At 53.9% G+C, this 11,657-nt stretch carries 14 protein-coding genes; 5 read left to right on the top strand and 9 right to left on the bottom strand.

Going from position 1 to position 11,657, the window contains the following annotated elements:
- Window positions 1-388: 388 nt before the first annotated feature.
- Window positions 389-1,390: a type I glyceraldehyde-3-phosphate dehydrogenase gene (gene gap, locus AB8804_RS15260; protein WP_371187572.1), complete on the bottom strand. Its 1,002-nt coding sequence runs from the start codon at window positions 1,388-1,390 to the stop codon at window positions 389-391.
- A 440-nt stretch (window positions 1,391-1,830) separates the two neighbouring features.
- Between gap and AB8804_RS15255 the strand changes: the two genes are divergently transcribed.
- Both AB8804_RS15255 and cybB read left to right on the top strand, forming a co-directional pair.
- Window positions 1,831-2,391, top strand: coding sequence for a helix-turn-helix transcriptional regulator (locus AB8804_RS15255; RefSeq protein ID WP_371187570.1), 561 nt, complete (start codon window positions 1,831-1,833; stop codon window positions 2,389-2,391).
- 322 nt (window positions 2,392-2,713) lie between these two features.
- The gene (cybB, locus tag AB8804_RS15250) at window positions 2,714-3,244 is read left to right on the top strand and encodes a cytochrome b561 (RefSeq protein ID WP_371187568.1); all 531 of its coding nucleotides are present in this window, start codon (window positions 2,714-2,716) and stop codon (window positions 3,242-3,244) included.
- A gap of 40 nt (window positions 3,245-3,284) precedes the next feature.
- Here cybB and AB8804_RS15245 read toward each other — a convergent pair whose 3' ends face one another.
- From AB8804_RS15245 to AB8804_RS15210, 8 genes are all read right to left on the bottom strand, one after another.
- Entirely contained in the window at window positions 3,285-4,352 is a 1,068-nt protein-coding gene (locus AB8804_RS15245; RefSeq protein WP_371187566.1) for an oxidoreductase, read from the bottom strand.
- 13 nt (window positions 4,353-4,365) lie between these two features.
- A complete protein-coding gene (locus AB8804_RS15240) occupies window positions 4,366-5,112 on the bottom strand; it encodes a DeoR/GlpR family DNA-binding transcription regulator (RefSeq protein ID WP_371187564.1) in 747 nt (248 codons plus the stop codon).
- A gap of 195 nt (window positions 5,113-5,307) precedes the next feature.
- On the bottom strand, window positions 5,308-5,586 hold the full coding sequence (locus tag AB8804_RS15235) for a biofilm development regulator YmgB/AriR family protein (RefSeq protein WP_371187562.1): 279 nt from the start codon (window positions 5,584-5,586) through the stop codon (window positions 5,308-5,310).
- A gap of 25 nt (window positions 5,587-5,611) precedes the next feature.
- A complete protein-coding gene (locus AB8804_RS15230; RefSeq protein ID WP_371187560.1) occupies window positions 5,612-5,938 on the bottom strand; it encodes a hypothetical protein in 327 nt (108 codons plus the stop codon).
- 91 nt (window positions 5,939-6,029) lie between these two features.
- A complete protein-coding gene (gene ycgZ / locus AB8804_RS15225) occupies window positions 6,030-6,293 on the bottom strand; it encodes a regulatory protein YcgZ (protein WP_371187558.1) in 264 nt (87 codons plus the stop codon).
- Between the two features lie 209 nt (window positions 6,294-6,502).
- Window positions 6,503-6,775: a CsbD family protein gene (locus tag AB8804_RS15220; protein ID WP_112009952.1), complete on the bottom strand. Its 273-nt coding sequence runs from the start codon at window positions 6,773-6,775 to the stop codon at window positions 6,503-6,505.
- A gap of 403 nt (window positions 6,776-7,178) precedes the next feature.
- Window positions 7,179-7,658, bottom strand: coding sequence for a DUF2778 domain-containing protein (locus AB8804_RS15215; protein ID WP_371187555.1), 480 nt, complete (start codon window positions 7,656-7,658; stop codon window positions 7,179-7,181).
- On the bottom strand, window positions 7,655-8,137 hold the full coding sequence (locus AB8804_RS15210; protein ID WP_371187553.1) for an Hcp family type VI secretion system effector: 483 nt from the start codon (window positions 8,135-8,137) through the stop codon (window positions 7,655-7,657). The genes AB8804_RS15215 and AB8804_RS15210 overlap by 4 nt, the downstream gene beginning before the upstream one ends.
- 229 nt (window positions 8,138-8,366) lie before the next feature.
- Here AB8804_RS15210 and AB8804_RS15205 point away from each other — a divergent pair, with 229 nt between their 5' ends.
- The 3 genes from AB8804_RS15205 to AB8804_RS15195 all read left to right on the top strand — a co-directional run bounded on the left by AB8804_RS15205 (window position 8,367) and on the right by AB8804_RS15195 (window position 11,642).
- The gene (locus AB8804_RS15205; RefSeq protein ID WP_063451370.1) at window positions 8,367-8,642 is read left to right on the top strand and encodes a metal/formaldehyde-sensitive transcriptional repressor; all 276 of its coding nucleotides are present in this window, start codon (window positions 8,367-8,369) and stop codon (window positions 8,640-8,642) included.
- Window positions 8,643-8,672: 30 nt separating this feature from the next.
- Window positions 8,673-9,791 (top strand): S-(hydroxymethyl)glutathione dehydrogenase/class III alcohol dehydrogenase, encoded by a 1,119-nt coding sequence (locus tag AB8804_RS15200; protein ID WP_371187550.1) that lies wholly within the window; start codon window positions 8,673-8,675, stop codon window positions 9,789-9,791.
- Between the two features lie 159 nt (window positions 9,792-9,950).
- Entirely contained in the window at window positions 9,951-11,642 is a 1,692-nt protein-coding gene (locus AB8804_RS15195; RefSeq protein WP_371187548.1) for a methyl-accepting chemotaxis protein, read from the top strand.
- Window positions 11,643-11,657 lie beyond the last annotated feature (15 nt).

Genomic DNA, 11,657 nt, shown 5'->3' with positions numbered 1-11,657 from the left:
GTATATATTAATGCTGAAAATAATAATTTTAATGAATGTTTTTGAGGGGGCGTTAATAATAATGCGCGTAATGTGAACGTGGGTTCATAATTCTATAAATCAATGGGTTGCGAGAAGTTTTCTGGTGTTTTTATAAATATTTTCTTAAAAAGGCTGACGAGGCTCAAATCCTTTTCCTCATCCGCGAAAACCTATCATCTCAGTGGTGATAAGTGCTTTTGCACGTTAATTTATACTGGACGCGGAATTTTAATATTCGTATAGATTAAATAATGTGCACAAAAGGGAAGCGTTGCGTACTCAGGCATGGGCGAGAAGTCATCGTAAGTCTTCATGTCCGACTTTCAATCATCGCCAGAATTGCCCCCCGCAGGCGAGGGGGCGTCGCCTACAGTCCAGCGTACTTATCAAGCGTTCTTACCAGCTGGGTAACAAAGCCATATTCGTTGTCGTACCACGCGACGGCTTTGACCAGCTGAAGATCGCCCGCTTCGCTCACCTCCGTTTGCGTGGCGTCAAACACCGAGCCAAAGTGCGAACCGATAACGTCGGATGAGACAATCTCTTCATCTGTATAGCCAAAGGATTCATTTCCGTCGGTCGCATGTTTTAGCGCGGCGTGGATCTCATCCACCGTCACCTTTTTACCCAGAATCGCCACCAGTTCGGTCACGGAACCGGTTTTAACCGGCACGCGCTGGGCGTGGCCTTTCAGCTTGCCGCTCAGTTCTGGTATCACGAGGCCAATCGCTTTTGCCGCCCCCGTGGTGTGGGGAATGATATTTTCCGCAGCGGCGCGGGAGGCGCGCAGATCTTTGCCGCGCGGGCCGTCCACCAGCGCCTGCGTACCGGTATAGGCGTGGATAGTGGTCATGGTGCCGACCTTAATCCCGAACGCGTCGTTAAGGGCTTTTGCCAGCGGTGCCAGACAGTTGGTGGTGCAGGAGGCGACGGAGATAATGGTGTCGTTCCCGTCGAGCGTGTCGTCATTGACGTTGAACACAATGGTTTTCATATCACCCGCGGGGGCGGAGATCAGCACCTTTTTGGCGCCAGCGTCCAGATGCGCGCGCGATTTCTCTTCAGAGGTATAAAAACCGGTGCATTCCACGACGAGCTCCACGCCGGCCGCTTTCCACGGGATATGCCTGGCCTCTTTTTCGGCGTACACCGAAATCGTTTTGCCGTCGACGATCAGCGCGTCCTCGGTGAAATCCACGTTCCACGGAAAACCGCCGTAGTTTGAGTCATGCTTCAGCAGATAGGCCAATACCTTAGGGGAGGTCAGATCGTTGATGGCGACCACGGTATTGCTGTCCTGAGTTTCGAGAAGGCGGCGTAGGACAAGGCGCCCGATGCGTCCAAAGCCGTTAATGCCAATGTTGCTCATCGTATACTCCTGGTGAAGTGTTGGTGCGACAGTGTGAACTTATCCAGGCTTAGACCATGACGGGGAGTGGGGCAAGTAAGCGGGCGCATCTAATCTCTTCGATATGTGGAGAAGGTGCGCGAACATGTTCCAGCGTTACCGTGGGAACAACCACATGACATCAGTATGTTGGTGTAACAACGCGACGTGTTATTTCGAAATGATTTCTCGCGAATGAAGCGGTTAAGGTAAATATGTCTTAAAAAGTACACGTAAAGTTTTAGATTAATGCACCGGGTTGGGTTAAATTTATTTCGTGGTGAATGCGGCTAAGCGCACGCGGAACAGTTAAGTTTCTCTCAAAAGTCCCAATATCATTTCCGGCGATAGGTTAACTGGATATCGTCATCGGGAGGCACCCGACGCCACACTAATAAATTTAAACACGATGGTGTAAAACGATGTCTCTTATTATTACGCATAACGCATTTTTACGCGTTGCATTAAGCTGCATGCTTGAAACCTCTTTTACAACGCGAGAAATCTGCCTGATTGACCTGGAAGGGTGCTCATGCCTGCAGAATTTAATGCTGGAACTTGAAAAGCATGAATTACCCAGCAGCACGGAGTTTTATTTCATTGGCAATAAAGGGATCTATTCAGAGCTATTAGCAAAGTTTGACGTAATGAACAGTCGTTGTTCGCTGCATGACGTTTTAACTCGCTTATCCAATAAGCAGGGAGTCGGGTTAACCGCGTTATCCGAACACGTTAGGGCCTGCCGAACGCTGAAGGATTTAACCAAGTCGCAGCTAAGGGCGTGCGTTATGCGACGCTATAAGTCTAATGCCTCTATCGCCAGAATGCTTAAGGTATCCACGAAGACCGTCGATTCCACCTTATATTCTGCGGTGCAACGATTGGGGTTGAGTTCAGTGACCAATCTGCAGCGCTATATATCATGTGAATTTAGCGTGTCGGAGCTCGACTGGCTATTATTGCGCCATGGCGTATGGTTTTGAACCAGTTAAACCGGATAGAGCCCATTTTAGCACGGACAGCTAAAGTTAATTAAGAATGAGCTTATATTATCCGCGCCACTGGCCTCGTCGCCATTGGACGGCGGAAAGTTGGAATTATCCGCGAGGTCAGGCTACTTTTTGACATTTATCGACCCCATCTTGCGCAGACGGTCGATTACCCTCAATACCCACATCCTGTCGCCGCGGCGCAGATTCGACGGTCGTTTTTTATATTCCCGAGCGTTCCATCAAAACAGTTAATGAAATTTTAAGAAAAGGCCGTTATGTTGGCGCTGGTAACGTCATTACTCAGGAAAAAAACATGCGCACGAAATATACAGGTCTGCAAATTAGCATCCACTGGCTGGTATTTTTGTTAGTCATCGTGGCCTATTGCGCCATGGAGTTCAGGGGCTTTTTCCCGCGAACCGATCGGCCACTGATCAACATGATCCACGTCTCCTGCGGCATTTCTATTCTGGTGCTGATGGTTGCGCGCCTGCTGATTCGCCTTAAATTCCCCGCGCCGCCCATCCAGCCGAAGCCAAAAGCGATGATTACGGGCCTGTCGCACCTGGGCCACCTGGCCATTTATCTGCTGTTTATCGCGCTGCCGCTGATTGGCCTGGTGATGATGTACAACCGCGGCAACGACTGGTTTGCCTTTGGGCTGACGATGCCGCATGCGGCGGAAGGGAACTTTGACCTGGTGGACACGCTTAAGGCGTGGCACGTCACGCTGGCGAATCTGGGGTATTTTGTGATTGGCCTGCACGCTTTTGCCGCGCTGATGCATCACTACTACTGGAAAGACAACACCCTGCTGCGCATGATGCCGAAAAAGCGCCACTAAAAAACGTGCCCTGCGAACCCGCAGGGCATTTTTTTGGCCTTTATTGCAGCATTGCGCGCTCTGCTGCCGTCAGTTCCAGCGCCTGGGTTGAGCCGGTTTCGGAAGAGGTTACCGCCGCTTCCAGAACCGCCATCACCGCCAGCGCCTCGACCGGATGCACCGGGTTTTCAATTTTCCCGCGCAGCGCATCGCGCACGTTAACGTAGTACTGGCGCTGATCGCCTTTAGGCGTGGAGAGGGTGCTGGCTTCACCCTGAGCGTTAAACAGCACCATATCGTCATCGTCTTTCCCCCAGCTTTCGCTCCCCGGGGCAACGCCCGCCAGCAGCTGCGCTTCCTGCTGGTCGATGCGCGCCTTCACCACGCTGGCCTTGTCTCCGTGAACGGTAAAGCGGGAAACGCCGCCGGCGACCAGCATGCTGCAGTGAAGAACCACCTTGTGCGCCGGATAATTCAGCACCACGTGCGCCCAGTCGTTGATTTCCGCACCGTCGCGCAGCGTGGCGATATTGCCCTGTACGGACTGCGGCAGGCCAAAAAGCTGCAGCGTTTGGTCAATCATGTGCGGCCCGAGATCGAACCACAGCCCGCTCCCCGGCACGTTTTGCTCTCTCCAGCGCACGCGTACTTCCGGGCGGAAGCGGTCAATATGCGACTCAAAATGCTTAACCTTGCCAAGCGTGCCTTGTTCGATCGTCTGCTTAATGCCGAGGAAATCGCTGTCCCAGCGGCGGTTATGGAAGACCGACAGCAGAAGCTGCTTCTCGTCTGCCAGGGCGATCAGATCGCGCGCTTCCTGCATGTCGAGGGTAAAGGGTTTGTCCACCACCACGTGCTTGCCTGCGTTGAGGGCAAGCGTTGCCAGCGGCGCATGGGTGGCGTTCGGGGAGGCAATCACCACCAGGTCGACGTCCGGGTGCTGAATGGCCTCTTCAGGGGTTGCGACAACAATCGCGTTCGGCACGTCGCGCTTGACCTTTTCTTCATCACGGGAAGAAACCACCGCCAGCTTAAGCCCGTCAACGGACTGGATCAGCGGAGCATGGAAGGTCTTGCCCACAAATCCATACCCGATCAGCGCAACGTTTATCGTCTTCTCTTTATTCATGACCTTCTCCACGTTATGAGGCGTCTGCAATCGTGACTTGCAATGCGCAGTTGTCCCCAAGCTCGGCCCAGGGGCGATCTAAAAACAATTGATGAATATCCGCGAGCCCGGAAACGAGATGCGGTTCGCAGCGGTTTAGCTTTAGGTGGTCGGCGACGATCCAGCGCTCATGGCTTGCGGCCAGCATGGCTCGCTTGACCTCCGCATCGGCCTCCTGACCGGCGCTCAGGCCCAGCTCGGCATGAATGGCGCACGCGCCGAGAATGGCAATATCCGCCCGATAGCGCGACAGAAGCGAAAGCGTGGCGCTCCCGGCAAACAGGCGCTGCTTTGGGTCCCACCTGCCGCCGAGCAGGATCAGCTCGACGTCATCCCGGTCGCTGAAAAGCTGCGCGATATCCAGCGAAGTGGTTATCACCGTCAGCGGCCCTTTCAGGTGGCTGGCAACCGCCAGCACCGTGCTGCCGGCATCGAGAAACAGCGTCGATCCGGCGGGAACGCTCTGCGCAACCCGTTTTCCCAGCAGCTGTTTCGTCTGCGGCAGCAGGGCGCTGCGGCTTTGACGATTCATGACGGAAATATCGAGCGCGATAGCGCCGCCGTGGTTCTTTTGCGCGAGGCCCTCTTTTTCAAGAGCGGTTAAATCGCGGCGGATGGTATCAGCTGAAACCTGCAGCTTTTCTGCGAGCTCAGCGATGCTGGCCTGACCCCGTTCGGTCAGAATATCAAGCACACACTGTTGTCTGGCCGTTTTGTGCATGGGCGCGTAATCCTGCAAAATGTCGCAATAGTTGGCATAATACAGCAAAAAAAGAAAAAAGATATGCGGCTTTCTGCCAGCAGAACGGCGCGGCCGTCAATCGCGTTAGGTCGTTATAAGGGGTTTTACAAGAGAAGAAGGGGGGAGCGTTGTCCCCCTTGGGCGTGCGTAGTGAGGCAGGATAGCGGTGGGCGCTTAAATATCGTCTCGGGTGAAGCCCACGACAATTTCCAGCGTATTGCGGATAATGTCACAGGCTTCAGGCTCTGGCGTAATTTCCAGCGCGTGGATCAGCTGTAAGATGATCTCTTTGTTGGAGAGGTTGTCCCCGCACAGCATGATGCAGCGTATGGCTGAACCCAGCACTTCCGCCTCGTCGCTAAGATTTTTCCCCGCGTTCAGGAAAAATTCTGCCAGACCTTTATCATGCAGCGCTTCAAAAATGTAATTCTGCTGTGTACTGACTTTGTCCATATTGGCGCACCGTGTTAGTTGGAGTTCAATGCTTTTTATTGGGTGAATGAAGCGGTTCATGATGTAAAATCGAGCGCACCCTGGAGACGTCATAGTCGCCAATAATGCGTCCCCGATCCTGCGACACGCCCGTAATTCGCTCACGTACCTCATTCTCTGCCGCAATCAATGCATCTTTTCTTTCTGGATTTGATTCCGCTCTGGCCATCAGCAAAAGGCGTGCTGCCAGGGAGGAAAAGGTGATCGGACCGTTTTCTTTCAAAATGGACAGGACCGCTTCACCAATCAAATCATCTTTCAGTCGTTCGAATTTAGTTCTATGCATAGCTTTAATCTCACTCTGCTTCAGCATGACGGGCTGCAGCATGTTGTTGGTTGCGCCAAGATAAGAATATTTCTTCCGCTCAGCGAAACCAACTCAGTAAGCAAAAAATCAGATTCGCTTACCGCGCGAAGAAAAGAGCGATGAGGCCGTTATAGTGTGCCTTCTCATCATCGTAGGATGATTCTTCAATGCGACGCAACAGCTTTGTACAGATTGTCATCCGGCTCAGGGGAATGTTCTCTTTGATGATCTCGCTAACAATCAGACCAAGGGTCTCCTGTTGTCCAGGCATGTTGTTTTTATTGAAATACAACGTGATAGCGTTTTCCGCTGCCGTTGGGTTGTGATTGCGACGCATTGTTTGACCACCGTTTTTAAACATTTGTGTAACACCGATGAGTTAGAATCTATACCATTAATCCAAATCTGTACATAAAAACTGTACAACTATTTTTGTATAAGCAAAAAAACGCCGTCAGGACGCGATGCGACACGGTGAGGATGAGGTTCAGAAGGGGGGCGTCTGGATGAGTGTAGTGGGTGGAGAGGATTCGAACGGGAGAGGTGAAACAGGCCCCGAAGGGCCTGCGGCTACTTGCGGCCCAACAGCAGGCCGAGAACAACGCCAACCGCACCGGCGGCAATCAAGCCGGAAAGCGGATTGTTTCTTACGGCTTCAGTAACGTCCGAAACCGCATCGCTGGCCTGCGCCGCGTATTTACGCGCTGCGCCTTTAACCTGATGTTTCGGTGAATCAACAAAATCACCAAACTGCTGCTGAGCGGATCCTGCAAGCTCATCGAGCTTGTTTTTGGCCTTATCGCCAGCGTATTCCGCATTTTTATCAGCGTCGAAATCAGTCATAACTTCCTCCTTTTGTAGACATGTTAAGGATAGCCTGCATTTGAAGGTTCGGGGCCCGACGGGAGGAAAAGGGCGGTTTTTCGGATATGTCTCTTTGTGGGCGCTGCACAAGTAAGAAGGGATAAAGGAACAATAAACCTCTCGGGCGACCTGTTTGTCGCCCGAGAACGTCCTTAACGTCTACGGGCTACGATATAAATTATTACTGCATTAAGGATAAACGAGAGGACAAACAGTAACGATGTGTAGTTTTCACTCCATTCTAACTCAGTGACGAAACCAAAATGACGTGTATATAACTGATAAAATAAAACATCAGGTAAGAAATAACACAGTGCAGAATACACGGCGAAAAGCATAAGCGTCTCGCCCATCCAAATCATTGCGTGCTTTTTAGCGTTCATTAATAAACCTGTATCGTCCCTAATGCATTCAATTCACCCGTTAGCTTAAAAGCCCCTGAGGCTAAAAGCGCGTGCATCAATATTCTGTAATGTGAATGGATTGGCAATGTAATACAGCCGTTGCTTATCCCAGACTGCCCGGCAGGATGCAAGCGGAAAGAACCTCTTTCCACTTTATTGATGAAGGTTCTGTCATCAATTTCCTTGTCGTCACGGTAAAGTGCGAACCAGAAATCTCGGTTTGACCCGCTTTCAAGTTCTTTAATCATATCGTGCCAACGTGATTTTAAGCCTCCCCTGGGGCGAGTAACGATGTAATAGAGTCCAGGAGGCAAGGGGCCAACCTCAGCAACGGAGACAGCTTCCGGATTGTTTCTGGTCTCCCCCGCATTGCCTGAATATGCCGGAAAAAAACCGATGCCCGGACAGCTAAGCGTGGAGAGCTGGCTTCCATTTAAATGAAATGTACAACGGATCATCTTTCCTTCCAGTCGTCAGAAAAAATAATATTTCCGTCGCAATGTTTCCAGGTAATCCTTTCGTAGCGTAAAGCTATGCTTTCAAGATGATTATGCTTCTCCGTTGCCGGGTTTTTTACGTCATGCATTAATGGACAAATCGAGACAACTTTGACGTTCTCAAGCAGCATATTGAAGTATTCCACCTCCTGACCCGCGTCGTTAATTTTGTACCACTTAAACTCAGCGGAACTGAGCGTTTGGCCCGTTGCGACAGCTTTATAGAGATAGGGGCTCGCGCTATCAAACTCCTTTTCAAATACCAGGGCGCTGTGGATGCGCGTACCCGTAATTTTCCCGGTATTATTGTCAGTAGGGAGATGCAGACCATGTCCAAATCCCAGAACTTCGATACTTCCTTCACGATCCTTTACATCTACTGCGCCTCTAATGTCTGCACCGCCGTCGTCCTTCAGCCATAAATATGCGGGTATTGCCATTTTAAAACTCCATTTTTAAATAAAAACGCCACCTACTAAACGCTTCCCGAAGAGATATATTTTTACTTTTTGTGTTATATGAAATAGACATAAATCAGTTAGTTAGGATATTCATTCTGAATAATGTCTTGCCCTGACCATCCTCGGCAGTCAGCACTTCTGAACCAGCAGGGTTTACACCCCGAGTATAAAAAATTACTATACCCCCCTACAGTATTAGGAGGCGCGTATGCCGCATTCACCCGAAGATAAAAAACGTATTCTGACCCGCGTTCGCCGCATACGCGGGCAGGTTGATGCGCTTGAGCGCGCGCTGGAGTCAGGCGAACCCTGCCTGGCTATACTGCAACAAATCGCGGCCGTTCGCGGGGCCGCCAACGGCCTGATGGGCGAAATGGTTGAAATTCACCTCAAAGACGAGCTGGTGACGGGGGAGACAACCCCGGATCAGCGGGCGGTACGCATGGCAGAAGTCGGCCATTTGCTGCGCTCTTATCTAAAATAAATCCACAGATATCACATAAGGGAAGTCACTATGAAATCACGCGCAGCCGTTGCGTTTGGCCCCGGCCAGCCGTTAAAAATCGTTGAAATCGACGTCGCGCCGCCGAAAAAGGGCGAAGTGCTGATCAAAATTACCCACACCGGCGTATGCCATACCGATGCGTTCACCCTTTCCGGTGACGATCCGGAAGGCGTATTCCCGGCGGTGCTCGGCCACGAAGGCGGCGGCATCGTGATGGAAGTGGGCGAGGGCGTGACCAGCCTGAAGCCGGGCGACCACGTCATCCCGCTGTACACCGCCGAGTGCGGCGAGTGTAAGTTCTGTAAATCCGGCAAAACCAACCTCTGCCAGGCGGTTCGCGCCACCCAGGGCAAAGGCCTGATGCCGGACGGTACCACCCGCTTCTCGTACAACGGCGAGCCTATCTATCACTATATGGGCACCAGCACCTTCAGCGAATACACCGTCTGCGCGGAAATCTCGCTGGCGAAGGTTAACCCGCAGGCGCCGCTGGACAAAGTCTGCCTGCTGGGCTGCGGCGTGACGACCGGCATCGGCGCGGTACACAACACGGCGAAGGTTAAAGAGGGCGATACCGTTGCGGTGTTTGGCCTCGGCGGGATCGGCCTGGCGGTCATCCAGGGCGCGGTGCAGGCGAAGGCGGGCCGCATCATCGCGGTGGACACCAACCCGGAGAAATTCACCCTGGCGGGCGAAATGGGCGCGACCGACTTCATCAACCCGAAAGACTACGACAAGCCGGTTCAGGACGTGATTGTTGAACTGACCGACGGCGGCGTTGACTTCAGCTTTGAGTGTATCGGCAACGTAAACGTGATGCGCTCCGCGCTGGAGTGCTGCCACAAGGGCTGGGGCGAAAGCATTATTATCGGCGTGGCGGGCGCGGGCCAGGAGATCAAAACCCGTCCGTTCCAGCTGGTGACCGGGCGCGTATGGCGCGGCTCTGCGTTCGGCGGCGTAAAAGGGCGCACCCAGCTGCCGGGCATGGTGGAAGAGGCGATGGTCGGCAAAATTCAGCTCGATCCGTTTATCACCCACCGCCTGCCGCTGGATCAGATCAACGAGGCGTTCGATCTGATGCACGAAGGCAAATCCATCCGCACCGTGATTCACTTCGGCGATAAGTAACGCTTCTGCCAGCGGTTTTTGCCGCTGGCGTTTCCTGAATAATCTTCTCTAAAGTGTGACCTGCCTTGCGCTTTTAGCCGTAAGCTAATCTCCTGCCGTGCCGATGACTATTTTACAGGCGTGTTTTTGCGCATCTTACCTATAAGAGAGTCGACGGTCATGGACAACACAACAACGATGCAGGCGAAGCGCACGCTGGGCTTCCTGCATCATATCCGGCTGGTTCCGCTGTTTTCCTCCATTCTCGGTGGCATTATTCTACTGTTTGCCTTGAGCTCCGGCCTGGCGGGGTATTTCCTGCTGCAGGCCGACACCGATCAGCAGGACGTCACGTCTGAAATTCAGGTGCGCATGGGGCTGTCGAACAGCTCTAACCATCTGCGCACCGCGCGCATCAACCTCATTCACGCGGGAGCCGCGAGCCGCATCGCGGAAATGGAGGCGATGAAGCAAAACATCGCCGAGGCGGAAACCCGCATCAAGCAGTCACAGGATAGCTTTACTGCCTACATGAACCGCAGCGTGCGCACCCCCGCGGACGAAGCGCTGGATGCCGATCTGAAAGCGCGCTACGACGCCTACATCGCCGGGCTGCAGCCGATGCTCAAGTTTGCCAAAAACGGCATGTTTGAGGCCATCATCAACCACGAAAATGAATCCGCCCGTCCGCTGGACGATGCCTACAACGCCGTGCTACTGAAGGCGATTAAGATCCGCACCGACCGGGCCAGCGCGCTGACTACCCTGGCGCATAAGCGCACGCAGCTTGGGCTAGGGTTTATGGTCGGGGCGTTCGTGCTGGCGCTGCTGCTGACGGCGATGACCTTCGTCGTGCTGCGCAGGACGGTGATCCATCCGCTGCAGCGCGCGGCAAAACGCATCGAAAACATCGCCAAAGGCGACCTGACGATGCCGGACGATGCGGCAGGCCGCAGCGAAATTGGCCGCCTGACGCGCGATCTGCAAACCATGCAGCATTCGCTGGCGAACACCGTGGGCACCGTGCGCCAGGGCGCCGAGGAGATTTACCGCGGCACCAGCGAGATCTCGGCGGGCAACACCGACCTCTCTTCACGCACCGAGCAGCAGGCCGCGGCGATTGAGCAGACCGCCGCGAGCATGGAGCAGCTGACGGCGACGGTGAAGCAGAACGCCGATAACGCGCACCATGCCAGCAAGCTGGCGGAAGATGCGTCCGGCAAGGCGAGCCGCGGCGGCCAGATGGTCTCCGGCGTGGTGAAAACCATGGGCAACATCTCCAGCAGCTCGAAGAAGATTTCTGAAATCACCGCGGTAATTAACAGCATCGCGTTCCAGACCAACATTCTGGCGCTGAACGCCGCCGTAGAGGCCGCGCGCGCGGGCGAACAGGGGCGCGGATTCGCCGTGGTCGCAAGCGAGGTGCGCACGCTGGCCAGCCGCAGCGCCAACGCGGCGAAGGAGATTGAGGGGCTGATTAACGAGTCCGTCACGCTGATCGACCAGGGCTCGGGCGAAGTCGTTGCCGCAGGCAACACCATGAACGAAATCGTCGACGCCGTGAAGCGCGTCACCGATATCATGCTGGAGATCGCGGCGGCCTCCGACGAGCAGAGCCGCGGCATTGTGCAGGTAAGTCAGGCCATTTCCGAGATGGATAAAGTGACGCAGCAGAACGCCTCGCTGGTGGAAGAAGCTTCCGCGGCAGCGGCGTCTCTGGAAGAACAGGGCGCGCGCCTGACGGAGGCGGTGGGCGCGTTTCGCTTAGGCGGCGCGAAGCCAAACCGCGCCCCGGCATCTGGGCCGGTGCAGCAGAATGCACCGCTACGCCCTGCGGCGGCGGTTTCCGGGGAAAACTGGGAGACGTTCTGAGGTGAGGGGCGTGTC

This window comes from Enterobacter sp. KBR-315C3_2022, assembly GCF_041399425.1.
In the GTDB taxonomy this organism is placed as follows: domain Bacteria; phylum Pseudomonadota; class Gammaproteobacteria; order Enterobacterales; family Enterobacteriaceae; genus Enterobacter.
Note: the sequence above shows the minus strand (reverse complement) of the source record. Positions and strands in the feature narration are given on the sequence as shown.